This window comes from Bradyrhizobium sp. BLXBL-01, from assembly GCF_051853025.1.
Lineage (GTDB): Bacteria > Pseudomonadota > Alphaproteobacteria > Rhizobiales > Xanthobacteraceae > Bradyrhizobium.
In genome coordinates, this window is the sequence record NZ_CP182471.1 from 406,602 (window position 1) to 430,574 (window position 23,973).

20 protein-coding genes are annotated in these 23,973 nt (G+C 64.7%); 14 read left to right on the forward strand and 6 right to left on the reverse strand.

Going from position 1 to position 23,973, the window contains the following annotated elements; translation table 11 throughout:
• Positions 1–23: 23 nt before the first annotated feature.
• From ACNJYA_RS01975 to ACNJYA_RS02025, 11 genes are all read left to right on the forward strand, one after another.
• The gene (locus ACNJYA_RS01975) at positions 24–314 is read left to right on the forward strand and encodes a Shedu anti-phage system protein SduA domain-containing protein (RefSeq protein WP_439403525.1); all 291 of its coding nucleotides are present in this window, start codon (positions 24–26) and stop codon (positions 312–314) included.
• Between the two features lie 113 nt (positions 315–427).
• Positions 428–1,615, forward strand: a complete 1,188-nt coding sequence (gene zapE, locus ACNJYA_RS01980; protein ID WP_439401938.1) for a cell division protein ZapE — start codon at positions 428–430, stop codon at positions 1,613–1,615.
• A 249-nt stretch (positions 1,616–1,864) separates the two neighbouring features.
• On the forward strand, positions 1,865–2,833 hold the full coding sequence (gene mdh / locus ACNJYA_RS01985; protein ID WP_027572983.1) for a malate dehydrogenase: 969 nt from the start codon (positions 1,865–1,867) through the stop codon (positions 2,831–2,833).
• Positions 2,834–3,035: 202 nt separating this feature from the next.
• Positions 3,036–4,232: an ADP-forming succinate--CoA ligase subunit beta gene (gene sucC, locus ACNJYA_RS01990; protein ID WP_172788840.1), complete on the forward strand. Its 1,197-nt coding sequence runs from the start codon at positions 3,036–3,038 to the stop codon at positions 4,230–4,232.
• A 4-nt stretch (positions 4,233–4,236) separates the two neighbouring features.
• A complete protein-coding gene (locus ACNJYA_RS01995; RefSeq protein WP_439401939.1) occupies positions 4,237–4,716 on the forward strand; it encodes a DUF1579 family protein in 480 nt (159 codons plus the stop codon).
• Positions 4,717–4,752: 36 nt separating this feature from the next.
• A complete protein-coding gene (gene sucD / locus ACNJYA_RS02000) occupies positions 4,753–5,637 on the forward strand; it encodes a succinate--CoA ligase subunit alpha (protein ID WP_172788838.1) in 885 nt (294 codons plus the stop codon).
• A 136-nt stretch (positions 5,638–5,773) separates the two neighbouring features.
• Positions 5,774–8,731, forward strand: coding sequence for a 2-oxoglutarate dehydrogenase E1 component (locus tag ACNJYA_RS02005; RefSeq protein ID WP_260381591.1), 2,958 nt, complete (start codon positions 5,774–5,776; stop codon positions 8,729–8,731).
• A gap of 182 nt (positions 8,732–8,913) precedes the next feature.
• Positions 8,914–10,155 (forward strand): 2-oxoglutarate dehydrogenase complex dihydrolipoyllysine-residue succinyltransferase, encoded by a 1,242-nt coding sequence (gene odhB / locus ACNJYA_RS02010; protein ID WP_439401940.1) that lies wholly within the window; start codon positions 8,914–8,916, stop codon positions 10,153–10,155.
• A 54-nt stretch (positions 10,156–10,209) separates the two neighbouring features.
• Positions 10,210–10,971 (forward strand): SDR family oxidoreductase, encoded by a 762-nt coding sequence (locus ACNJYA_RS02015; RefSeq protein WP_439401941.1) that lies wholly within the window; start codon positions 10,210–10,212, stop codon positions 10,969–10,971.
• Between the two features lie 52 nt (positions 10,972–11,023).
• Complete coding sequence (gene lpdA, locus ACNJYA_RS02020; RefSeq protein ID WP_172788834.1) at positions 11,024–12,424, forward strand: dihydrolipoyl dehydrogenase; 1,401 nt, start codon at positions 11,024–11,026, stop codon at positions 12,422–12,424.
• 34 nt (positions 12,425–12,458) lie between these two features.
• Positions 12,459–12,989, forward strand: a complete 531-nt coding sequence (locus ACNJYA_RS02025) for a hypothetical protein (RefSeq protein ID WP_439365179.1) — start codon at positions 12,459–12,461, stop codon at positions 12,987–12,989.
• 162 nt (positions 12,990–13,151) lie between these two features.
• Here ACNJYA_RS02025 and ACNJYA_RS02030 read toward each other — a convergent pair whose 3' ends face one another.
• The 5 genes from ACNJYA_RS02030 to ACNJYA_RS02050 form a co-directional block, all read right to left on the reverse strand.
• Entirely contained in the window at positions 13,152–13,739 is a 588-nt protein-coding gene (locus tag ACNJYA_RS02030; protein ID WP_172788832.1) for a DUF4337 domain-containing protein, read from the reverse strand.
• A gap of 136 nt (positions 13,740–13,875) precedes the next feature.
• On the reverse strand, positions 13,876–15,414 hold the full coding sequence (locus ACNJYA_RS02035) for a sulfatase-like hydrolase/transferase (protein ID WP_439401942.1): 1,539 nt from the start codon (positions 15,412–15,414) through the stop codon (positions 13,876–13,878).
• 1 nt (position 15,415) lies between these two features.
• Positions 15,416–16,825, reverse strand: coding sequence for a class I SAM-dependent methyltransferase (locus ACNJYA_RS02040; RefSeq protein ID WP_212257653.1), 1,410 nt, complete (start codon positions 16,823–16,825; stop codon positions 15,416–15,418).
• On the reverse strand, positions 16,818–17,066 hold the full coding sequence (locus ACNJYA_RS02045; RefSeq protein ID WP_246571395.1) for a hypothetical protein: 249 nt from the start codon (positions 17,064–17,066) through the stop codon (positions 16,818–16,820). Before ACNJYA_RS02045 ends, ACNJYA_RS02040 begins: the two co-directional genes overlap by 8 nt.
• Positions 17,067–17,218: 152 nt before the next feature.
• Positions 17,219–18,184, reverse strand: coding sequence for a tyrosine recombinase XerC (locus ACNJYA_RS02050; RefSeq protein ID WP_212257652.1), 966 nt, complete (start codon positions 18,182–18,184; stop codon positions 17,219–17,221).
• A 112-nt stretch (positions 18,185–18,296) separates the two neighbouring features.
• Between ACNJYA_RS02050 and ACNJYA_RS02055 the strand changes: the two genes are divergently transcribed.
• A complete protein-coding gene (locus ACNJYA_RS02055; protein ID WP_439401943.1) occupies positions 18,297–20,501 on the forward strand; it encodes a primosomal protein N' in 2,205 nt (734 codons plus the stop codon).
• A 206-nt stretch (positions 20,502–20,707) separates the two neighbouring features.
• On the opposite strand, the gene ACNJYA_RS02060 is transcribed toward ACNJYA_RS02055, so the two are convergent.
• On the reverse strand, positions 20,708–21,205 hold the full coding sequence (locus ACNJYA_RS02060; RefSeq protein ID WP_172788828.1) for a septal ring lytic transglycosylase RlpA family protein: 498 nt from the start codon (positions 21,203–21,205) through the stop codon (positions 20,708–20,710).
• Positions 21,206–21,863: 658 nt separating this feature from the next.
• Here ACNJYA_RS02060 and ACNJYA_RS02065 point away from each other — a divergent pair.
• Positions 21,864–22,424 carry a F0F1 ATP synthase subunit delta gene (locus ACNJYA_RS02065; protein WP_439401944.1) on the forward strand — a complete coding sequence of 187 codons (561 nt, stop codon included), beginning with the start codon at positions 21,864–21,866 and terminating at the stop codon, positions 22,422–22,424.
• Positions 22,424–23,953, forward strand: a complete 1,530-nt coding sequence (atpA, locus tag ACNJYA_RS02070) for a F0F1 ATP synthase subunit alpha (protein ID WP_172788826.1) — start codon at positions 22,424–22,426, stop codon at positions 23,951–23,953. Before ACNJYA_RS02065 ends, atpA begins: the two co-directional genes overlap by 1 nt.
• Positions 23,954–23,973 lie beyond the last annotated feature (20 nt).

Genomic DNA, 23,973 nt, shown 5'->3' on the forward strand with positions numbered 1-23,973 from the left:
AGCTATCGGGAGCAGTCGCTCAAATACAGGGCACAGTTTCGGCGGCGCTTGAGCAATGGCAGCCGCGCGAGACGATTGTGGATGGGGAGGGTAACCCGACTGGCGAGACCCTATTCACGACCGAACCACGATCATTTGTGGTCTGCGGCAGCCTCAGCGAGTTTCAAGCGGAGCGTGGCATCAATGAGCGCAAGTTCCGCTCATTCGAGCTCTATAGACGCAACTTGATCCGGCCCGAGGTCATCACCTTTGATGAGTTGTATGAGCGAGCGCGCTTCATCGTTGAGGCTGACCGCGTTCACGATACTGCGTAGGAGTAGACCAAGCGGTGGATGTCGCGTCCCAGCGGGCAGGAAAGAGAAAACCGCATAGCCCGTCCACCAATTCACGGCTTGCAATTTCCGCCGGTCTCTGGCCGTAAAGGGCCATGCTCTCCACCCAAAATTCCTCATTCCGCGAGGCCTACCAGGCCGAGATCGCGTCCGGCGCGATCGAGCCCGATGCCGCGCAGGCCGAGGTCGCCGAGGCCTATGCGGCGCTGGACCTGCGGCTTTCGACCTACAAGCCCGCTCGCAAGCAAGGCCTGCTCAGCCGCCTGTTCAGCTCTGGTGACAAGGACGAGGCGCCGCGCGGGCTCTACATCCATGGCGAGGTCGGCCGCGGCAAGACCATGCTGATGGACCTGTTCTTCCAGCACTCATCGGTCGAGCACAAGCGCCGCGCGCATTTCCACGAATTCATGGCGGACGTGCACGAGCGCATCTACGACTACCGCCAGAGCATCGCGCGCGGCGAGATCGCCGATGGCGACGTCATCGCGCTGACCGCCAACGCGATTTTCGAGGAGAGCTGGCTGCTCTGCTTCGACGAATTCCACGTTACCGACATCGCGGACGCGATGATCCTGGGCCGCCTGTTCGCGAAACTGTTCGAACTCGGCACCGTCGTGGTCGCGACCTCCAACGTCGCGCCCGACGATCTCTACAAGGGCGGCCTCAACCGCTCGCTGTTCCTGCCCTTCATCAAGCAGATCACCGACCACATGGACGTCGCGCGGCTCGATGCGCGCACCGACTTCCGGCTCGAAAAACTTCAGGGCGTGCGGATGTGGCTGACGCCCGCCGATGGCGATGCCGACGCCGCGCTCAACCGCGCCTGGGTGAAGATGACCGGCAATGCCAAATGCAAGCCGCGCGACATTTCGATCAAGGGGCGCATCCTGCACGTGCCGTGCTCGGCCCATGGCGTGGCGCGGTTCTCGTTCGCCGACCTCTGCGAGCAGCCGTTAGGTGCATCCGACTACCTCAGGCTGGCGCACGACTATCACACCATCCTGGTCGACCATATTCCAGTGATGGACTTCTCCCAGCGCAACGCGGCCAAGCGCTTCATCACCCTGATCGACACGCTCTATGACAACGCCGTGAAGCTGATGGCCTCGGCCGACGCCAACCCGATCTCGCTTTACCTCGCGACCGACGGCGTTGAGGCCATGGAGTTCAAGCGGACCGCCTCGCGCCTGATCGAAATGAGCTCGGAATCCTATCTGGCGCTGCCTCACGGCCGCAAGGATTCCACCGCCAGCGGCTCGACCAAGGGCCTGGTGGAGACTTAAGTCCTATTCCCGCCGTCATTCCGGGGCGCGCGGAGCGCGAGCCCGGAATCCATTTCTCAGCGCGCTCCGCCCCACCGATGGATTCCGGGCTCGCGACTTCGTCGCGCCCCGGAATGACGGCTTCGGTGTGTTGGCCGGAATCGCGGCAAGCCCGACAATTGGGCATTGGGCGACTTGAACGGGGGAGGCGAAAGGGATAACCACCCGTCTCAGTTTTCCCCTCCTTACGTGTCTAAAGGACAGGTTCACATGGCGCGCGACAAGATTGCTTTGATTGGCTCCGGTCAGATCGGCGGAACGCTGGCTCACCTCATCGGCCTGAAAGAACTGGGCGACGTCGTGATGTTCGACATCGCCGAAGGCGTGCCGCAAGGCAAGGCGCTCGACATCGCGCAGTCCTCGCCGGTCGACGGCTTCGACGCCCACTACACCGGCGCGAACTCCTATGAGGCGCTCGACAACGCCAAGGTCTGCATCGTCACCGCCGGCGTGCCGCGCAAGCCCGGCATGAGCCGCGACGACCTCCTCTCCATCAACCTCAAGGTCATGGAGCAGGTCGGTGCCGGCATCAAGAAGTACGCCCCCGATGCCTTCGTCATCTGCATCACCAACCCGCTCGACGCCATGGTCTGGGCGCTGCAGAAGGCTTCCGGCCTGCCCCACAAGAAGGTCGTCGGCATGGCCGGCGTGCTGGATTCGGCGCGCTTCCGCTACTTCCTTGCCGACGAGTTCAACGTCTCGGTCGAGGACGTCACCGCCTTCGTGCTCGGCGGCCACGGCGACACCATGGTGCCGCTGGTGAAGTACTCCACCGTCGCCGGCATCCCGCTGCCCGACCTCGTCAAGATGGGCTGGACCTCGCAGGCGCGCCTCGACGAGATCGTCGACCGCACCCGCAACGGCGGCGCCGAGATCGTCAATTTGCTGAAGACCGGCTCGGCCTTCTACGCGCCGGCGGCCTCCGCGATCGCGATGGCCGAGAGCTATCTGAAGGACAAGAAGCGCGTGCTGCCCTGCGCCGCCTATCTCAACGGCGAGTACAGCGTGAAGGACATGTATGTCGGCGTGCCCGTCGTGATCGGCTCCAAGGGCGTCGAACGCGTGGTGGAGATCGAGCTCGCCGGCAAGGACCGCGAAGCCTTCGACAAGTCGGTCGGCGCCGTGCAGGGCTTGGTGGATGCCTGCAAGAAGATCGCACCCGATCTTCTCGGCCGCTAAGGCGCAAACGACATCCCGCCGAAGATCGAAACCCGGTCTTCGGCGGTTTCACTTCCGGGACCCACTGCCGGGGCGGGTTCCCTAGTCCAGAGATCTCGAAGTCAAAGAATCCGGGTTGCAGTTCCTGTGGTATATGGTATGCCAGCCACAAGACTGAGGTGGGCCCATGAGGTCACCGCCCGCGGGTTCAGGGAGCGACCATATGAATATCCATGAATATCAGGCCAAAGCGCTGCTGAACGAGTTCGGCGTGCCGATCTCCAAGGGCGTCCCGGTCCTTAAAGCGAGCGACGCCGAAGCTGCGGCCAAGGCGCTGCCCGGCCCGGTCTGGGTGGTGAAGAGCCAGATCCATGCCGGCGGCCGCGGCAAGGGCAAGTTCAAGGAAGCTAGCGCCGGCGACAAGGGCGGCGTCCGCATCGCCAAGTCGGCCGCTGAAGTCTCCGAGTTCGCCAAGCAGATGCTGGGCGCAACCCTGGTGACCGTGCAGACCGGCCCTGCCGGCAAGCAGGTCAACCGCCTCTACATCGAGGACGGCTCGGACATCGACAAGGAATTCTACCTCTCGATCCTGGTCGACCGCGAGACCTCGCGCGTCTCCTTCGTCGTCTCGACCGAGGGCGGCGTCAACATCGAGGACGTCGCGCACAACACGCCTGAGAAGATCGTCACCTTCTCGGTCGATCCCGCCACCGGCATCATGGGCCACCACGGCCGCACGGTTGCCAAGGCGCTGAACCTCTCCGGCGATCTCGCCAAGCAGGCCGAGAAGCTCACCGCGCAGCTCTACGCCGCCTTCGTCGCCAAGGACATGTCGATGCTGGAGATCAACCCGCTGGTCGTGACCAAGCAGGGCCAGCTCCGCGTGCTCGACGCCAAGGTGTCGTTCGACGACAACGCGCTGTTCCGTCATCCCGAGGTGCTCGCGCTGCGCGACGAGACCGAGGAAGACGCCAAGGAAATCGAAGCGTCGAAGTACGATCTCAACTACGTCACGCTCGACGGCAACATCGGCTGCATGGTCAACGGCGCCGGCCTCGCCATGGCGACGATGGACATCATCAAGCTCTACGGCATGGCGCCGGCGAACTTCCTCGACGTCGGCGGCAGCGCCAGCAAGGAGAAGGTCGCGGCCGCCTTCAAGATCATCACTGCCGATCCCAACGTGAAGGGCATTCTGGTCAACATCTTCGGCGGCATCATGAAGTGCGACGTGATCGCTGAGGGCGTCACCGCTGCGGTTCGTGAGGTCGGCCTCAGCGTGCCGCTCGTGGTCCGCCTCGAAGGCACCAACGTCGAGCTTGGCAAGAAGATCATCCGTGAATCCGGACTGAACGTGGTGCCCGCCGACAATCTCGACGACGCCGCGCAGAAGATCGTGAAGGCCGTCAAGGGAGGCTAACGCCATGACCCAGGACCATCTCGCCGCATCATCTCCGCTCCCCGAGCACGCGCGTCTCGCCGCGTTCGCCGGCGAATGGGATGGTGAGGAGATGGTCTTCCCGTCGCGCTGGAACGCGGGCGGGCCGGCCACCTCTCACGTCGTCGCGCGCATGGACCTCAACGGATTTTATCTGATCCAGGACTCGGTCCAGATGCGCGACGGCAAGCAGATCTTCGCCACCCACGGCATCTTCACCTTCGACCGCGACGACCGGACCTACAAATTGTTCTGGTACGACTCGCTCGGCTACACGCCGCCTTCGCCCGCCTCAGGCGGGTGGGTCGGCAAGACCCTGACGCTGGTGCGCGGCTCGCTCCGCGGCAATGCGCGCCACGTCTACGAGATCATCAATGAGGATTCCTACTCGTTGAAGATTCAGTTCTCGCCGGACGCGGAAGGCTGGTCCGACGTCCTCACCGGCGTCTACCGCCGCATCCACTGACCCTCTCACTCTGTTAGTTTCGCGAAAGCAGACCTCATGTCCATCCTGATCGACAAGAACACCAAGGTCATCTGCCAGGGCTTCACCGGCAAGAACGGCACCTTCCATTCCGAGGCCGCGATCGCCTATGGCACCAAGATGGTCGGCGGCACCTCGCCGGGCAAAGGCGGCTCGACGCATCTGGGCCTGCCGGTGTTCGACACCGTGCGCGAGGCGCGTGAGAAGACCGGCGCCGACGCGTCGGTGATCTACGTGCCGCCGCCGGGCGCGGCGGATGCGATCTGCGAAGCGATCGACGCCGAGGTCCCGCTGATCGTCTGCATCACCGAGGGCATTCCGGTCGTGGACATGGTGCGCGTCAAGCGCTCGCTGCTCGGCTCCAAGTCGCGCCTGATCGGGCCGAACTGCCCGGGGGTCATGACCGCCGGCGAGTGCAAGATCGGCATCATGCCCGCCAACATCTTCAAGACCGGCTCGGTCGGCATCGTCTCCCGCTCGGGCACGCTGACCTATGAAGCCGTGTTCCAGACCTCCCAGGAAGGCCTCGGCCAGACCACCGCGGTCGGCATCGGCGGCGACCCGGTCAAGGGCACCGAGTTCATCGACGTGCTGGAGATGCTGCTGGCCGATCCCAAGACGGAATCGATCATCATGATCGGCGAGATCGGCGGTTCCGCCGAGGAGGACGCCGCCCAGTTCCTCAAGGACGAGGCCAAGCGCGGCCGCAAGAAGCCGATGGTCGGCTTCATCGCCGGCGTCACCGCCCCTCCCGGCCGCCGCATGGGTCATGCCGGCGCGATCATCTCGGGCGGCAAGGGCGATGCCGGTTCCAAGACCGAGGCGATGAAATCCGCAGGGATTACAGTGTCTCCGTCGCCCGCCCGCCTCGGCCACACGCTTGCCGAAAAGTTGAAAGGCTAATTCACTTCTTCGTGCTTTTCCGGGCGAAGTTTCGCAGCAAATAGGGTAAAGGGTGCCTGTCGCGTCGAGCCCTGTCGGGGAGCTCGGCGCCAGCGCCGTTTGTTATGCGCGAACCGAAATCGCCAGGAACTCAAGTATGTCTCGCCAGGACGCGAACGCAGCCTTTGCCCTGTCATCCTTTTTGCAGGGCACCAACGCCACCTACATCGACGAAATCTACGCCCGCTACCAGAATGACCCGTCCTCGGTCGACGCCGAGTGGCAGGAGTTCTTCAAGAGCCTGAACGACGCGCCTGCTGACATCAGCAAGAACGCGGAAGGCCCGTCCTGGGAGCGCGACAACTGGCCGCTGACCCCGAAGGATGACCTGACCTCCGCCCTCGACGGCAACTGGGCCGAAGTCGAGAAGGCGGTCGGTGCCAAGATCGCCGCCAAGGCGCAGACCAAGGGCGCCGACATCTCCTCCGCTGACGTGCTTCAGGCCACGCGCGACTCCGTCCGCGCCCTGATGCTGATCCGCTCCTACCGCATGCGCGGCCACTTCCACGCCAAGCTCGATCCGCTCGGGATCGAAGCCCAGCGCAACCGCGAAGAGCTCGATCCGCGCACCTACGGCTTCACCGAGGCCGATTTCGACCGCAAGATCTTCCTCGATCACGTGCTCGGTCTCGAATACGGCACGTTGCGCGAGATCACCGCGATCTGCGAGCGCACCTACTGCCAGACGCTCGGCGTCGAGTTCATGCATATCAGCAACGCCGCGCAGAAGGCTTGGATTCAGGAGCGCATCGAGGGACCCGACAAGGAGATCTCGTTCACGCGTGAAGGCCGCAGGGCCATCCTGCAGAAGCTGATCGAAGCCGAAGGCTTCGAAAAGTTCTGCGACACCAAGTTCACCGGCACCAAGCGCTTCGGCCTCGACGGCGGCGAAGCCCTGATCCCCGCGCTCGAGCAGATCATCAAGCGCGGCGGCAATCTCGGCGTGAAGGAAATCGTGCTCGGCATGCCGCATCGCGGCCGCCTCAACGTGCTGACGCAGGTGTTGGGCAAGGCCCATCGCGCACTGTTCCACGAGTTCAAGGGCGGCTCGGCCAATCCCGACGCGGTCGAAGGCTCGGGCGACGTCAAGTACCACCTCGGCGCCTCCTCGGACCGCGAGTTCGACGGCAACCGCATCCATCTGTCGCTGACCGCCAACCCCTCGCATCTCGAGATCGTCGATCCCGTGGTGCTCGGCAAGGTCCGCGCCAAGCAGGACCAGCACGGTGATCCCCCGGACATGCGGATCTCCGTGATGCCGCTTCTGATGCACGGCGACGCCGCGTTCGCCGGTCAAGGCGTGGTCGCGGAGTGCTTCGGCCTGTCCGATCTGAAGGGCTACCGCACCGGCGGCTCCGTGCACTTCATCGTCAACAACCAGATCGGCTTCACCACCTATCCGCGCTACTCGCGCTCCTCGCCCTATCCGTCTGATGTGGCGAAGATGATCGACGCGCCGATCTTCCACGTGAACGGCGACGATCCGGAAGCCGTCGTGTTCGCAGCCAAGGTCGCGACCGAATTCCGGCAGAAGTTCCACAAGCCCGTCGTCATCGACATGTGGTGCTACCGCCGCTACGGCCACAATGAGGGCGATGAGCCGGCCTTCACCCAGCCGGTGATGTACAAGCGGATCGCGGCCCATCCCTCGACGCTCACGCTCTACTCCAAGCGCCTGATCGCAGAAGGCGTCGTCACCGAGGGTGAGGTCGACAAGCTGAAGGCGGACTGGCGCGCCCGGCTCGACGCCGAGTTCGAGGCCGGCACCTCCTACAAGCCGAACAAGGCCGACTGGCTCGACGGCAAGTGGTCCGGCTTCAAGATCGCCGACCAGGAAGAGGATGCGCGGCGCGGCGTCACCGGCGTCGACATCGCCACGCTGAAGGATATCGGCCGCAAGATCACCAAGGTCCCGGACGGCTTCCGCGTTCACCGCACCATCCAGCGTTTCCTCGACAACCGCTCGAAGGCCATCGACACCGGCGCCGGCATCGACTGGGCGACCGGCGAGGCGCTGGCGTTCTGCTCGCTGCTCAACGAAAACCATCACGTCCGTCTGTCCGGACAGGATTCGGAGCGCGGCACCTTCTCGCAGCGCCATTCGGTCCTGATCGACCAGGAAGACGAAAGCCGTTACACGCCGTTCAACCATCTCGGTCACGAGCAGGGCCACTACGAGGTCATTAACTCGCTGCTGTCGGAAGAAGCCGTGCTCGGCTTCGAATACGGCTATTCGCTCGCCGAGCCGAACACGCTGACGCTGTGGGAAGCCCAGTTCGGCGACTTCGCCAACGGCGCGCAGGTCGTGTTCGACCAGTTCATCTCCTCGGGCGAGCGCAAATGGCTGCGCATGTCCGGCCTCGTCTGCCTCTTGCCGCACGGCTATGAGGGCCAGGGTCCGGAGCACTCCTCGGCGCGCCTCGAGCGCTACTTGCAGATGTGCGCGGAAGACAACATGCAGGTGGTCTACCCGACCACGCCGGCGAACTACTTCCACGTGCTGCGCCGGCAGCTGCATCGCGAGATCCGCAAGCCGCTGATCATGATGACGCCGAAGTCGCTGCTGCGTCACAAGCGGGCGGTGTCGCGTCTGGAAGAGCTGGCGAAGGGCACCACCTTCCACCGCATCCTCTATGATGACGCCCAGATGCTGCCGAACGAGGCGATCAAGCTCGTCCCCGACGAGAAGATCCGCCGCATCGTGCTGTGCTCCGGCAAGGTCTATTACGACCTCTACGAGGAGCGCGAGAAGCGCGGCATCGACGACATCTATCTGATGCGCGTCGAGCAGCTCTATCCGGTGCCGCTGAAGGCGCTGGTGGCCGAGCTGTCGCGCTTCAAGAAGGCCGAGATGGTGTGGTGCCAGGAAGAGCCCCGCAACATGGGTGCCTGGCACTTCATCGAGCCCTATCTGGAATGGGTGCTGAACCAGGTGAACGGCGTGAGCCGGCGTCCGCGCTATGTCGGCCGCGCCGCTTCCGCCGCGACCGCCACGGGACTGATGTCCAAGCATCAGGCTCAGCTGAAGGCGTTCCTGGACGAAGCACTGAGCTGAGAAGGTTTTTAGGACTAGGTCATGCCCCGCCTAGTGCGCAATCGCGCACGGGGGCGGGGCATCCAGTATTCCGCGGCTTTCGTTTTGATCACGAAGGTCACGGCGTACTGGATTGCCCGCCTTCGCGGGCAATGACGTATGAAATTCATGACCGCTACCGGCGATCCCTTAAGGAAGAGACCATGACTGAAATTCGTGTGCCGACGCTCGGCGAATCCGTCACCGAGGCCACCATCGGCCGCTGGTTCAAGAAGGCCGGCGACCCCGTCGCCGTCGACGAGCCCTTGGTGGAGCTCGAGACCGACAAGGTCACCATCGAAGTCCCCGCGCCCTCCGCCGGCACGCTGAGCGAGATCATCGCGGCCGATGGTGCAACCGTTGCCGTGGGCGCGCTGCTCGGTCAGATCACCGACGGTGCCGGCGCAGCCAAGCCCGCCGCAGCGCCGGCCAAGGCTGCTGCGCCGGCGGCTGCCGCCGCTGCTCCAGCGCCGGCGCCCGCTGCCGCGAAGGCACCGCCGGCCGACGCGCCGCTCGCGCCTTCCGTGCGTAAGCTCTCCGCCGAGACCGGCATCGACGCCTCGACCGTTCCCGGCTCCGGCAAGGACGGCCGCGTCACCAAGGGCGACATGCTGGCCGCGATCGAGCGTGCCGCCTCGGCGCCGACCCCGGTCAACCAGCCCGCCGCCGCCGTTCAGGTCCGCAGCCCCTCGCCGGCCGATGACGCCGCCCGCGAAGAGCGCGTCAAGATGACCCGGCTGCGCCAGACCATCGCGCGCCGCCTCAAGGACGTGCAGAACACTGCGGCCATGCTCACGACCTTCAACGAGGTCGACATGACCAACGTCATGGCGCTGCGCGCGCACTACAAGGACGCGTTCGAGAAGAAGCACGGCGCCAAGCTCGGCTTCATGGGCTTCTTCACCAAGGCCGTCGTGCAGGCGCTGAAGGACATCCCGGCGGTCAACGCCGAGATCGACGGCAGCGACCTGATCTACAAGAACTACTATCACATCGGCGTCGCCGTCGGCACCGACAAGGGCCTGGTCGTGCCCGTGGTGCGCGACTGCGACCACAAGTCGATCTCCGACATCGAGAAGAGCATCGCCGATTTCGGCCGCCGCGCCCGTGACGGCCAGCTCAAGATCGACGAAATGCAGGGCGGCACCTTCACCATCACCAACGGCGGCATCTACGGCTCGCTGATGTCGACCCCGATCCTGAACGCGCCGCAGTCGGGCATTTTGGGCATGCACAAGATCCAGGAGCGGCCGATGGTCGTCGGCGGCAAGATCGAGGTGCGCCCGATGATGTATCTGGCGCTGTCCTACGATCACCGCGTGATCGACGGCAAGGAAGCCGTCACCTTCCTGGTTCGCGTCAAGGAGAGCCTGGAAGATCCGGCGCGCCTGGTGCTCGATCTCTGATCGCTGATGCGTTGCGAGCGCCGTCGCGACTGATGCGACGGCGCGTGTCGAACCATGGAGGCGCGCGTGACGGATAAAGTCGTTGTCATCACCGGCGGCAGCCGCGGCATCGGTCGTGCGACCGCGCTTGCGGCGGCCGTGCGCGGCTTCCGCGTCATGGTCGGCTATGCCAGCAACAAGAATGCGGCCGACGAGGTGGTCGCGCAGATCGCGGCCAGCAATGGCAAGGCCATCGCGGTGAAATGCGACGTCGCCGAGGAAAGCGACATCCTCAATTTGTTCAAGGAGGCCGACAAGTTCGGTACGCTCGGCGCGCTCGTCAACAATGGCGGCATTGTCGGCAAGAGCGGCGTGCGCGTCGACGAGATGTCGGCCGAGCGCATCCAGCGCGTGATGGCCGTCAACGTCACCGGCTCCATCCTCTGCGCGCGCGAGGCGGTGAAGCGGATGTCGACCAAGCACGGCGGCAAGGGCGGCGTCATCGTCAACCTGTCCTCGGTCGCGGCCCGTCTCGGCGCACCCAACACCTATGTCGACTACGCCGCGTCCAAGGGCGCGGTCGATTCCTTCACCGTCGGCCTCGGTTATGAGGTCGCGGGCGAGGGCATTCGCGTCGCTGCGATCCGTCCCGGCCTGATCGACACCGAAATCCACGCCGCCGGTGGCGAGCCCGACCGCGCCCATCGTCTGGCCCATCTGGTGCCGATGAAGCGCGTCGGCACCGCCGACGAAATCGCCAATGCCATCGTCTGGCTGATCTCGGACGAGGCCTCCTACGTCACCTCAGCCATTCTCGATGTGTCCGGCGGACGCTGAGGCGCCGCGCGGACTCATCCTCATCACGCCTAACCTTACGGGACTTTCTCTCATGGCTACCTACGATCTCGTCGTCATCGGCACCGGACCGGGCGGTTATGTCTGCGCGGTGCGCGCGGCCCAGCTCGGCATGAAAGTCGCCGTGGTCGAAAAGAACGCAACCCTCGGCGGCACCTGCCTCAACGTCGGCTGCATGCCGTCGAAGGCGCTGCTGCACGCCTCCGAGATGTTCGAGGAAGCCGGGCATTCCTTCGCCAAGATGGGCGTGAGCGTTTCCGCGCCGAAGCTCGATCTGCCGTCGATGATGAACTTCAAGCAGCAGGGCATCGACGGCAACGTCAAGGGCGTCGAGTTCCTGATGAAGAAGAACAAGATCGACGTGCTCAAGGGCACCGGCAAGATCCTGGGCACCGGCAAGGTCGAGGTCTCCGCCGACGGCAAGTCGCAGGTGGTCGAGACCAAGAACATCGTGATCGCCACCGGCTCCGACATCGCGCGCCTGAAGGGCATCGAGATCGACGAGAAGCGCATCGTGTCCTCGACCGGCGCGCTGTCGCTGGAGAAGGTGCCAGGCCGATTGCTGGTCATTGGCGCCGGCGTGATCGGGCTCGAACTCGGCTCCGTGTGGCGCCGGCTCGGATCCGAAGTCATGGTGGTCGAATTTCTCGACCGCATCCTGCCCGGCATGGACGGTGAGATCGCCAAGCAATTCCAGCGCATCCTTGAAAAGCAGGGATTTGCATTCAAGCTGGGCTCGAAGGTGACCGGCGTCGAGGTGAACAGCAAGGCATTGCTCGCGAAAATCGAACCGGCTTCCGGCGGTGCCGCCGAGACCATCGAAGCCGACGTCGTGCTGGTCTGCATCGGCCGCGTGCCCTACACCGACGGTCTCGGCCTCAAGGAAGCCGGCGTCGCGCTGGACGCGCGCGGCCGAGTGCAGATCGATCCGCATTTCGCCACCAGCCTGAAGGGCGTCTATGCCATCGGCGACGTCGTCGCAGGCCCCATGCTCGCGCACAAGGCCGAGGACGAGGGCGTCGCGGTCGCCGAGATCATCGCCGGCCAGGCCGGCCACGTGAATTACGACGTGATCCCGGGCGTCGTGTATACCACGCCGGAAGTGTCCTCCGTCGGCAAGACCGAGGAGGAACTGAAGCAGGCGGGCACGGCTTATACGGTCGGGAAGTTTCCGTTTACCGCCAACGGCCGCTCCAAGGTCAACCAGACCACCGACGGCTTTGTGAAGATTCTCGCAGATGCGAAGACCGATCGCGTGCTCGGCGTGCACATTATCGGCCGCGAAGCCGGCGAAATGATCCATGAAGCGTGTGTTCTCATGGAATTTGGCGGCAGTGCGGAAGATCTCGCGCGCACCTGCCATGCCCATCCGACCCGCTCGGAGGCCGTCAAGGAAGCCGCGCTTGCGGTCGGCAAGCGCGCCATCCATATGTAGCGAAGCGCCCAGCGCCAAATCGGGCGGGAAACACATGCTGCGCCGCCTTCTTCAACCGGTCTGGGTCCTGCTTGCGATCGTCTTCCTGATCGAAGCCTGGCTGTGGGACCATCTCGAGCCGATCGTTGCCAAGGTCGTCGCAGCCATCCCGCTTGCGCGCTTCAAGCAATGGCTGACCGATCGCGTCGATGCGCTGTCGCCGGCCATGACGCTGATCGTGTTCGCGGTGCCAATCGTCCCGCTGTTTCCGCTCAAGCTGGTCGGCCTGTGGCTGCTCGCGCACGAATACTGGACCAGCGCCGTCTTCACGATCGTGTTCGCGAAGCTCATCGGCGTCGGCGTCACCGCCTTCGTGTTCGACGTCACGCGCGCCAAGCTTCTGGAGATGCGCTGGTTCGAGCGGATCTACGGGCTGGTGCTGAAGATCCGCGCCAAGGCCGCCGCGCTGGTCGACCCGATCAAGCGCCGCATCCGCGAATTGATCGCCGGCGACGGCGAGGGCTGGTCGTCCCGCACGTTGCGTATGATCCAGCGTTTCAGGAAGAGCGTGCACCAGGCGCGCTAGCTGTTCACCACACGCTCGCTGTCATCGCCCGGCTTGACCGGGCGATCCAGTATTCCAGAGACGTCAGTGATTGAACCGAGAAGCCGCGGCGTACTGGATGCCCCGGTCAAGCCGGGGCATGACACTGTCTGTGTGGTTTCGGGCGCGCGCCACACGCTCCCCTCAATGCAAATGCAGCAGATGCGGCCACCACAGGCCGAGTGCGGTCATGATCAGGCCGGCGATCGTCAGCACGCCGCCGACATAGGCGAGCGCGAACATGCCGGTGATGATGGTGGCCGAGGCCAGCACGATGCCGATCTGGAAGGCGGCCGAGGCCAGCTCGAAATGGTGGTATTTCGCGGTCGCCTCGTCGCGGTCGTGCTCGGCGTGCTTGGCCTTCTCCGCAAGCTGCTCGGTGCCTTCGCCGGTCTCGGGCTCGGAGCGGTAGCGCTGCGCGGTCTTGGTCCAATCCTCGATCTGCTTCTGCACGGCGGGCTTCTGCGCCTCGTCCGCGGCGGCCAGCGTCAGCTTGCCCTGCTCGGCCGCGGTCACCACCACGGTGCGGCGGATGCTCTTGGCCTGGAAGAACGCCCAGAGATTGGCCGCCTCGACGTTCTTGCTGATCGATTCGGTCTGGGCCCCCTTGCCGAGCGTCTCCGAGATCGCAAGGAAAAGCGCCAGCACGGCGATCAGAAGGGCGATCTTCTTGTTCGAGCCGGACGCGTGTTCGGCGTGCTCGGCATGCTCCATGCTTTCATGTGCGCTCATGATTCCCCTCTTGGTCGGTTCCGCAACGATTGACCGAACCGCGCGGCCTGCGCAAGAGGCACGCGCGCTATGACGAGAGTGTGTCAGTCTGCCGGCTGCGCCCGTGGGGCAGGCCGCGCCGCGACACATCGGTCGTTCACCGTACCCGCTCAGCCGGAAACTCGACCGCATCCCCGAAGTCGGGCATGTCGTCATACGGGGTGACAAAGAAGCGCGGTTGACGCGGTTCAAACGCGCCGCCGGTCAGGCAGGCAAAGACCAGCGGAAAGGTGTCGATCAAGGTGATGTCGTCTGGAGCGGCCGCGCGGCATTGCTTCGGCAGCCGAATTGCGTTCAGAACGCCGAAGCGCTCGTGGAGATCGGCGTCCGACCAGGTAGATGGCGAGCGCTTGGTCTGGCCGCGGAAGTCCGTGCCATGATCCGACTGCAGGATGATCAGCGCCTTGGGATCTGACGTGACAATCTTGTCGACGAGCGTCAGCGTCTGAGAGTTGGTGCAGCGGAGCTGGTCGAGGAAGGCCGGGCGGCTCGCCGGGTCCCAGCGCTGCAGGTCCGGGGCGGCCGAGCGGAAACCGCAGTCCGCCGTGAAGCGGAACGGGATATGCGGGACCAGGATGTGTGCGTACAGGAAGAACGGCGATGGAGTCGCCTGGACCTCATTCAACAGACGGGTCAGGTCATCGACGCCGCCCCACGCAAACGGCGACTGCCGCCGACCGATGATCAAGTCGATGATCGGTGTGTTGGAGAGAATGGCGACGTCCATCTCGTCCAGCCCGACATTCCCGCGCAGGCAACGCGGCCCGTCGAACGCGCACTTGGTCAGGTTGTCATAGCCGTTTTCAAAATGGACATAGCTGTATCCGGCCGAGGTGAGCCGGGCCACCGTCCGGTTCTTGCCTCGAACGAGCAGATATAGCCGCTCCAGCGGGAAAGCCTTGAGGTCCTTGCCTTCGCCTTCGACGGTGTAGTCGGCGTTGGCCGTGCTCGATATCGAATTGGCCGTCGCCGGAAAATTCGAGCGGGCATTGCGAAATACCGTAAAGTCCTTCGCGCCGAGCGAGGCGAGGAAGCCGCTGTTGTCGAATGAAAAATCTTCCTTGAGGACGTCCTGCCTCGGATAGGCATCGAGCACGATCCAATAGATGTTGGGAGACATCGTGAGCTTCATCGCCGGCTCACCGGCGCCCGGGACCGGGCGCGGCGCGCGCTGCTCCTTCACAAGCGCGGTCGCGATGCGGGTGACGGGCAGGGCGGCAAACGCCAACGACGCCACCAGTGCGATTGTCACGAGCGCAGGTCGGCGGATGACAATCAGGGCACCGATGCCGGTGGCGATGGCCATCACGGTCCAGGCGATCGCGGCCCAGTCGCCGAAGCGGCCCTTCATCTCGTACTCGACCAGCTCGACGCGATAAGCGAAGAAGACGAAGACCGTCAGCCCGACCGCCAGAACGATGCGCCATGGCGGGACCTTGCGCAGCAGCAAGGCGAGACACACCGAGAGAACCGCCGCGATCGCCATGATGCCGGCCGCGTATTGCAACACGCGCGACGGACCAGCCAGCGCGCTCATGTTCGCTGCGTAAAAATTGAGGAGGGCCATCGTGGACAGAAGCACAGCCGCCGCGACCGCGCGGAGCAGGACGAATCTGTCATCGGATCGTAGCGGCATTTCAGTCTCCACCGGCCTGTCTTGCGAATTCATACAGCGTGCGGCCGCCCGGGGTGAGCTCGAGCCGCCGCACGATCGCTGCATGGCGGGTCAAGGCGCGCTCGAATTGCTCGCCGTCATAGCCATCGAAGATGTCGCGCCTCAATCGCAGCATGCGCTGGATCATCGGGTCGGACTTCGGAACGAACTCGATCACGCCGCGGGGTGCCAGTCCGACGAGCCAATCCAGCACCGACGGCAGCGGAATGTTCCGGCCGATCGCGAGATGGTGCACGATCGCGAGCGCGATGACGGCGTCCGCGCGGCTGCGCGAATGCAGCCCCGAACGCTCGGTCTCCGCCCAGCCCTGACCGGGGCTTGGATTTGCGGCATCGCTGAACAGCGGGAGAAAGTCCAGATTGTCCGCGGTTGCACGCGCCACCGCAACGTCGAGCGCATTGAGATCGGCGTCGAACCCGATCACGGACCGGACCCGGTTTTGCAAAAGCGCTTGCGAATACCGACCGGTGTTGCAACCGATGTCCCACGCGCAGGCCAGCGTATTGTTCTGCGCGAAGCAACTGACGAATTTCTCCTTCCTGCTTTCCTCGGTGTCGGAATACGAAAGATTGCCGCGCTCATATTGCTGCCATTCGGTCGGTCCGACGTCTTTCGGCGCGAGATTGGAGATCCAGCGCCGCAACCGGCGCAACATCATCTGAAGCGCGGCTTTGGGCAGCGGCTTTGGCTGACGTGAGGGCTGATCCGGCTCGCGGCGTGCCCGTCGCTGAAAACGGTCCGGAAGCGTGATGTTGGTCAGGACGTCCGGGGAGAGCCACCGTTTGGGCCATCCGATCAGCGCGGCCATGTCGGCGGTCGGAATGCCTTCCAGCGCGCCCCGGTACCAGGCGTTGTGGGCGACGCCGAGCAGCGCGCGCATCAGCAAGGGGTTCGCGAACTGCTCGACGAATTGCCGGTGGCCGTCCCAATAGTCGCCGTCTCGGTACGGCACGAAAGAGGAAATGTCGATGAAGACCGGCCGGATTCCGATGAACTGAATATTGTACGCGGTCGCATCCGACAGCGTCAGTCCGAAATCGAGCGCGAGCAGATGGACATCGAGGTGGAGCAGGGCGGCGCGCTTGAGCAACTCGAACGGCCATTCATATGGATAGGAGATGAACGGGACGCGCGGATGCTCCAGAACTTTCAGTCGATCCGATTCGGCATGGATCAGAGTCTGCGTCGCCTCGTCGGAGCTTGCCTCCTCCGCGGCGACGATCCATCCTCTTTCCATCAGCGCGTCGTAGGCGCCCGACGATTTCAGCAGCAGGAAGTTGCGATATGCTTCGTCGTCGACCGCGCGAAAAACTCGGCCAGCATGGGTGAAGACGTAGCCTGAGGGATCGCGGAACGATCCGGGATCACGCATCGCGGTCCAGTATGGATCTGCTGGTGGCGACGTCCGGCGACGATTTCGAGCGCCGGAAGAAATCCATCACCCGCTTTCCGTACGCTCGAATGGCGATCAGGCCGCCGGCAATGCCGGCAAGCAGCGCCTGTACGGCGAAGGCGCCGCTCCCCGGATCCAGATAGGCATAGGCGCTGGTCGGCATCAGCACGGCGATTCCGGCCAGCACCGCCACAGTCATTCCCGGAGAGGTCTTGTTCATTTTCCACACGCCGTAGACGATAGTCGCGGGTCGCACATGCCGCCTATTGGTCTTTTGCACCATCCACCTACGCGCGTAAACGGAAATCCGCTCTATTCCACCGGTCGTCGACGGCCTGTCTGCCGTTGCGGTGCGGTGCGCACGGCCGTGCCTCAGCGCCGCGGATGCGCGCTGGCATAGACCTCCAGCAGCCGCTCGGAATCGATCCCGGTATAGACCTGCGTCGTCGACAGCGAGGAATGGCCGAGCAATTCCTGGATGGCGCGCAAGTCCCCGCCGCGCGAGAGCAGATGCGTGGCGAAGGAATGGCGCAGCGCGTGCGGCGTGGCGCTGTCCGGCAGCCCGAGCGCACCGCGCAGCCGCTCCATCGCGAGCTGGATGATGCGCGGGCTCAAGGGACCGCCGCGTGCGCCGACGAAGATCGGCCCTTCCGCCGGCAGCGGATAGGGGCACATCGAAACGTATTCCTGCACCAGCTCCAGCACGTTCTGCAGCACCGGCACCATGCGGGTCTTGTTGCCCTTGCCGGTCACGACCAGCACGTCGCCCTCGCCGGGACGCGGCACCTCGCGGCGCTTCAGGGAGAGCGCTTCGGAGATGCGCAGCCCCGATCCGTACAAGAGCGCCATCACCGCGGCATCGCGCGCCAGGATCCAGGTCTCCCGTTCCTCGCCGGCACGCTCGTCGGCATCGGCAAGACGCTTGGCGGATGCCATCGGCAGGGGTTTTGGCAAGCTCTTCGCCACCTTCGGCGCGCGGATCGCCGACAATGCGCCGACCTTGCCCTTGCCCTCGCGCTCCAGGAAACGTCCGAACGAGCGCAGGCCCGCCAGCGCACGCATCAGGCTGCGGCCGGCAATGTCGTCGGCCCGGCGCATCGCCATGAAGGCGCGCAGGTCGGTCGCCTCCAGCGCGGCGAAGCGCTTGAGCGTGACGCGCTCGCCCCAATGATTGCTGAGGAAATCCAGGCACTGCCGCAGATCGCGGCCATAGGCCTCCAGCGTCTTCGGCGACAGCCGCCGCTCGGCGCCGAGATGCGAAAGCCAGCGCGCCATCTCCTGCGCGATCGAGGGATCGGCGCTGGCGAGCTCGATGTGTGGGGCGGCCGCTTTGCTCATGCGCTCTGGACGTGGTGATTCCGCACAGTATATCGCATCACACCAGTTTACTGTTCGCTAAGGCCGCCGCGCGGCGCTAGCCTCAAGGCCTCAAGGTTCCGATTCTCAGCTCATGGACCAATCGTCGCGCAGCAACACCGCCCCCGCCACCCGCATGGTCGACGTGCTGGTGCCGGTCGCGCTCGACCAGACCTATTCCTACAAGGTGCCGCGCGGCATGGAGCTGAAGGCGGGCGATCTCGTCGGTGTGCCGCTCGGTCCGCGCGAGGTGCTGGCCGTGGTCTGGGGCGAGAATGCCAATCCCGATCCGCGCCTGCACAACCGCCTCAAGGAGGTCAGCGAGAAACTCGACGTCCCGCCGCTCAAGCCGGAGCTGCGCTCGGTGGTGGACTGGGTCGCCAATTACACGCTGAGCCCGCGCGGCATGGTGCTGCGCATGTGCCTGCGCATGGGCGAAAATCTCGGCCCGGAGCGGGTGCGCGCCGGCGTGCGCCTGACCGGCGATCCGCCGAAGCGTCTGACGCCGGCGCGGGCGCGCGTCATCGCGGTGCTGTCGGACCGGCTGCTGCACGGCAAGTCCGAGGCGGCCAGGGAGGCCGGTGTCTCCTCGGGCGTGATCGACGGCCTCGTCGATGAAGGTACGCTCACGGTGGAGCCGATGCCGCCGCCGCCTCCGCCGCCGGCGCCCGATCCGGAATTCGGCCGGCCGGACTTCTCGCCGCTCCAGCGTGCCGGTGTGGATGCGATGCGCGCGCTTGCGGCCAACGGCACCTTCCATGTCGCGCTGCTCGACGGCGTCACCGGCTCAGGCAAGACCGAGGTCTATTTCGAAGCCGTCGCCGAGGTGGTCCGCCGCGGCAAGCAGGCGCTGATCCTGATGCCGGAGATCGCGCTCACCGGCCAGTTCCTCGACCGTTTCGCGCAGCGCTTTGGCGTGCGGCCGATCGAATGGCATTCGGAGCTGACGCCGCGCACCCGCGCGCGCAATTGGGCCGCGATCTCCGAAGGCTCGGCGCCGGTCGTGGTCGGGGCGCGCTCGGCGCTGTTTCTCCCTTACGCCAATCTCGGCCTCATCGTCGTCGATGAGGAGCACGACCAGGCCTACAAGCAGGACGACGGCGTGCATTACCATGCCCGCGACATGGCGGTGGTGCGCGGGCATATCGCGAAAATTCCGGTCGTGCTGGCCTCCGCCACGCCGTCGGTGGAATCCGAGGTCAATGCGCGCAAGAACCGCTATCAGCGCATCGCGCTGCCCTCGCGCTTCGGCGGCCAGCACATGCCGCATATCGAGGCCATCGACCTGCGCCGCGAGCCGCCCGCGCGTGGTCGCTTCATCTCGCCGCGACTTGCCGGCGAGATCCGAACCGCGATCGAACGGCGCGAGCAGGCGCTGCTCTTCCTCAATCGCCGCGGTTATGCGCCGCTGACCTTGTGCCGCGCCTGCGGCCATCGCTTCGCCTGCACCATCTGCGACGCCTGGCTGGTCGATCACCGCTTTCGCCAGCGCCTGGTCTGCCACCATTGCGGCTTCTCGATGCCGCGCCCGCATATCTGCCCGAACTGCTCGGCCGAGGAATCGCTGGTTGCGGTCGGCCCCGGCGTCGAGCGCCTGCAGGAGGAGGCGGCCGCGCTGTTCCCGGACGCGCGCACCATGGTGCTGTCGAGCGATCTCATCACCTCGATCGAGACGATGCGAAGCGAGCTTGCCGAGATCGCAGAGGGCCGCGTCGACATCATCATCGGCACGCAGCTCGTCGCCAAGGGGCACAACTTCCCGCGGCTCAATCTGGTCGGCGTGGTCGATGCCGATCTTGGCCTCTCCAACGGCGATCCGCGCGCGGCGGAGCGGACCTGGCAATTGCTCAACCAGGTGATCGGCCGCGCCGGCCGCGAGCAGGGCCGCGGCGTCGGCTATCTGCAGACCCACCAGCCCGATCATCCCGTGATGCGGGCCTTGATCGCCTGCGACCGCGAGGCCTTCTACGACAGCGAGATCGAGCTGCGCGAGAAGACGCTCTATCCGCCGTTCGGCCGGCTCGCCAGCCTGATCATCTCCGCCGGCGACCGCCCGGCCGCCGAAGGCTTCGGCCGCAAGCTCGTCGCGCTCGCGCCGCGCGACGAGCGCGTCGTCGTGCTCGGCCCCGCCGAAGCGCCGCTCGCCGTCATCAAGGGCCGCTACCGCTTCCGCATCCTGGTGAAATCGGCGCGCGGTTTCGACCTGTCGGACTATTTGCGCAGCTGGCTCGCGGTCTGCCCGAAGCCGACAGGCAATCTGAAGCTCGAAGTGGACGTCGATCCGCAGAGCTTTTTGTAGTGGCTATTCCCCACTCTCTCCACGTCATTGCGAGGAGCCCTTGCGACGAAGCAATCCAGAGTCTTTCCGCGGAAAGATTCTGGATTGCTTCGCTGCGCTCGCAATGACGGGACGTAAAAAAGCCCGCGGTCCCCCAAGACCGCGGGCTTGTTTTCATGCGCGCATCAAACTGATGAAAAGTGCGCGGGTAGGCGGCTCGTCGCGCCTTAGGAGACGACTTCCGCGGTGACGCGGCCGACGCCGGCACCGGTGAGGCCGATGGCGCGGGCTGCACCCGTGGAGAGGTCGAGGACACGGCCGCGAATGAACGGGCCGCGGTCGTTGATGGTGACGATCACGCTCTGGCCGCGGTGGGTGACGCGCAGCTTGGTGCCGAACGGCAGCGAACGGTGCGCCGCGGTCATGGCGTTCTGGTTGAAGCGCTGGCCCGAGGCGGTCCGGCTGCCGGACTCGTTGCCGTAATAGGAGGCCACGCCGGAGAAGCTGTGGCCGGTGCCGGAGGTCGGCGTCATCGACGCATTGGCATTGCGCCAATCGGAGGTCGCGTTGGCCTCGGTCTGGGCGTGGTGGCGGTGGTGATGCCGGTGATGCCGGGATTTGGCGGAAGCTTCGGTGGCAGTTCCACCGACGATCAGAGTTGCGGCGACGAAAGCAATCGCCGTGCGCGGCCGGGTCACAAAGCCCAGCGTCTTCAAAGACAGCATTTAATGGTCCCTAAGCTAGTATTGCCACATTTGTGGCAAGTGGAGCCCCCATCAGTTTGTGAGCGGGTTGGCGTTTCGATTCCTAATGAGGCGTGAATTGGGCAGTAAATCCGGTATGTGTCGTCATGAAATATCTTGTTACCGCCGCGCGATATTCGGCCGATGTTCCGAAATCTTCGGCTTTAACGATTTATTAACCTACCGATTACTTACAAATACTGTAAAGCGAAGTCATCGCCGCCAGCGTTTAGAATTCGATAAGTATTCGGCCTGTGGAACTCGCTGGGGCGGATTCACGCCTCAGCGATCCGTGTTCATGGCGGCTATGCGCTAGGGGCAGGAACCAATGGAGGGCGCGGCGGCAGGGCCGGCGCCAATTTCCGTGAGCTGGGAGGCCGCCGCCTCGGCTGGCCCCTCGGCGCGCGATGTGTCGCGCGGCTGCGACGAACTGGCGACAGAACCTCATGCCTTTAATTTGGCGTCATGTTGCACCTGCGCGCCTGCTATGTTAGCAAAGCCGCGATTTTAACGAGCCCGGCACCTCCCGTGCTGGTCGAAAATCGAAGTCCCGCTTGAATTCCAAGGGCTTGGATCGCTAGGCGCCGCTTCGTGGCGACGGTTTTTCCCTTGCGAGTTTGACAGCAAAAAGAGCGCGTCTGTGGCTGCAGAAGATACGTCCGTTTCCGGTGTGTCCGGCCGTTATGCAACGGCCTTGTTTGAACTGGCCCGCGACCAGAATTTGGTCGACGCGGTCAAAGCCGATCTCGACAAATTCGAGGCCCTGCTGAACGAGAGCGCCGATCTGAAGCGCCTCGTCCGCAGCCCGGTGTTCGCGGCCGACGCCCAGTCCAAGGCCCTCTCGGCCGTGCTGGACAAGGCGGGCATCGCCGGCATCGCCGCCAACTTCCTGAAAGTGCTGACGGCCAACCGCCGCCTGTTCGCGGTGGCCGACGTCATTCGCGCCTACCGCGCGCTCGTCGCCAAGTTCAAGGGCGAGACGACGGCCGACGTCACCGTGGCGGAAGCGCTCTCGGACAAGAATCTCGATGCCCTCAAGGTCGCCCTGAAATCGGTGACCGGCAAGGATGTCGCGCTGAACGTGAAGATTGATCCCTCGATCATCGGTGGCCTCGTCGTCAAGCTGGGCAGCCGCATGGTGGATGGTTCGCTTCGCACCAAACTCAATTCGATCAAGCACGCGATGAAAGAGGCAGGCTGATGGACATCCGCGCCGCGGAAATTTCCGCGATCCTCAAGGACCAGATCAAGAATTTCGGCCAGGAAGCTGAAGTCTCCGAAGTCGGACAGGTGCTGTCCGTCGGCGACGGTATCGCCCGCGTCTACGGTCTGGACAACGTCCAGGCCGGCGAAATGGTCGAGTTCGAGAACGGCACCCGCGGCATGGCGCTGAACCTCGAGACCGACAACGTCGGTGTCGTTATTTTCGGTGCCGACCGCGAAATCAAGGAAGGCCAGACCGTCAAGCGCACCCGCGCCATCGTGGACGCGCCGGTCGGCAAGGGTCTGCTCGGCCGCGTCGTCGACGCGCTCGGCAATCCGATCGACGGCAAGGGCCCGATCCAGGCCGACAAGCGCATGCGCGTCGACGTCAAGGCGCCCGGCATCATTCCGCGCAAGTCGGTGAACGAGCCGATGGCGACCGGCCTCAAGGCGATCGACGCCCTGATCCCGATCGGCCGCGGCCAGCGCGAGCTGATCATCGGCGACCGCCAGACCGGCAAGACGGCGATCGCGCTCGACACCATCCTGAACCAGAAGCCGCTCAACGCGCAGCCGGACGAGAACATCAAGCTGTACTGCGTCTACGTCGCGGTCGGTCAGAAGCGTTCGACCGTCGCGCAGTTCGTGAAGGTGCTGGAAGAGCAGGGCGCGCTCGAATATTCGATCGTCGTCGCCGCCACCGCCTCGGATCCGGCGCCGATGCAGTACATCGCGCCCTTCACCGGCTGCACCATGGGCGAGTACTTCCGCGACAACGGCATGCACGCGGTCATCATCTATGACGACCTGTCCAAGCAGGCCGTCGCCTACCGCCAGATGTCGCTGCTGCTGCGCCGCCCGCCGGGCCGCGAAGCCTATCCGGGCGACGTGTTCTATCTGCACTCCCGCCTGCTCGAGCGCGCGGCGAAGCTGAACAAGGACCAGGGCTCGGGCTCGCTGACGGCGCTGCCGGTCATCGAAACCCAGGCCAACGACGTGTCGGCCTACATCCCGACCAATGTCATCTCGATCACCGACGGCCAGATCTTCCTGGAAACCGACCTGTTCTTCCAGGGCATCCGTCCTGCCGTGAACGTCGGTCTGTCGGTGTCGCGCGTGGGTTCGTCCGCGCAGACCAAGGCCACCAAGAAGGTCGCCGGCAAGATCAAGGGTGAGCTCGCGCAGTACCGCGAAATGGCGGCGTTCGCGCAGTTCGGCTCCGACCTCGACGCCTCGACCCAGCGCCTGCTCAACCGCGGTTCGCGCCTCACCGAGCTCCTGAAGCAGCCGCAGTTCTCGCCGCTGAAGATGGAAGAGCAGGTCTGCGTGATCTGGGCCGGCACCAACGGCTATCTCGATCCGCTCCCGCTCAACAAGGTGCGCGCGTTCGAGGACGGCCTGCTCTCGCTGCTGCGCGGCAAGCACGCCGACATCCTCAACTCGATCCGCGACAGCCGCGACCTCTCCGACGACACCGCCGGCAAGCTGAAGTCGGTGGTCGAAGGCTTTGCGAAGAGCTTCGCTTAACAGCAAGTATGGCCGGATGG

What these genes read in the sequence shown, in the direction of transcription:
- zapE (WP_439401938.1), top strand. Translation starts at nt 428, where the DNA reads ATGCTCTCCACCCAAAATTCCTCATTCCGCGAGGCCTACCAGGCCGAG.
- mdh (WP_027572983.1), top strand. Translation starts at nt 1,865, where the DNA reads ATGGCGCGCGACAAGATTGCTTTGATTGGCTCCGGTCAGATCGGCGGA.
- sucC (WP_172788840.1), top strand. Translation starts at nt 3,036, where the DNA reads ATGAATATCCATGAATATCAGGCCAAAGCGCTGCTGAACGAGTTCGGC.
- ACNJYA_RS01995 (WP_439401939.1), top strand. Translation starts at nt 4,237, where the DNA reads ATGACCCAGGACCATCTCGCCGCATCATCTCCGCTCCCCGAGCACGCG.
- sucD (WP_172788838.1), top strand. Translation starts at nt 4,753, where the DNA reads ATGTCCATCCTGATCGACAAGAACACCAAGGTCATCTGCCAGGGCTTC.
- ACNJYA_RS02005 (WP_260381591.1), top strand. Translation starts at nt 5,774, where the DNA reads ATGTCTCGCCAGGACGCGAACGCAGCCTTTGCCCTGTCATCCTTTTTG.
- odhB (WP_439401940.1), top strand. Translation starts at nt 8,914, where the DNA reads ATGACTGAAATTCGTGTGCCGACGCTCGGCGAATCCGTCACCGAGGCC.
- ACNJYA_RS02015 (WP_439401941.1), top strand. Translation starts at nt 10,210, where the DNA reads ATGGAGGCGCGCGTGACGGATAAAGTCGTTGTCATCACCGGCGGCAGC.
- lpdA (WP_172788834.1), top strand. Translation starts at nt 11,024, where the DNA reads ATGGCTACCTACGATCTCGTCGTCATCGGCACCGGACCGGGCGGTTAT.
- ACNJYA_RS02025 (WP_439365179.1), top strand. Translation starts at nt 12,459, where the DNA reads ATGCTGCGCCGCCTTCTTCAACCGGTCTGGGTCCTGCTTGCGATCGTC.
- ACNJYA_RS02030 (WP_172788832.1), bottom strand. Translation starts at nt 13,739, where the DNA reads ATGAGCGCACATGAAAGCATGGAGCATGCCGAGCACGCCGAACACGCG.
- ACNJYA_RS02035 (WP_439401942.1), bottom strand. Translation starts at nt 15,414, where the DNA reads ATGCCGCTACGATCCGATGACAGATTCGTCCTGCTCCGCGCGGTCGCG.
- ACNJYA_RS02040 (WP_212257653.1), bottom strand. Translation starts at nt 16,825, where the DNA reads ATGCGTGATCCCGGATCGTTCCGCGATCCCTCAGGCTACGTCTTCACC.
- ACNJYA_RS02045 (WP_246571395.1), bottom strand. Translation starts at nt 17,066, where the DNA reads ATGAACAAGACCTCTCCGGGAATGACTGTGGCGGTGCTGGCCGGAATC.
- ACNJYA_RS02050 (WP_212257652.1), bottom strand. Translation starts at nt 18,184, where the DNA reads ATGAGCAAAGCGGCCGCCCCACACATCGAGCTCGCCAGCGCCGATCCC.
- ACNJYA_RS02055 (WP_439401943.1), top strand. Translation starts at nt 18,297, where the DNA reads ATGGACCAATCGTCGCGCAGCAACACCGCCCCCGCCACCCGCATGGTC.
- ACNJYA_RS02060 (WP_172788828.1), bottom strand. Translation starts at nt 21,205, where the DNA reads ATGCTGTCTTTGAAGACGCTGGGCTTTGTGACCCGGCCGCGCACGGCG.
- atpA (WP_172788826.1), top strand. Translation starts at nt 22,424, where the DNA reads ATGGACATCCGCGCCGCGGAAATTTCCGCGATCCTCAAGGACCAGATC.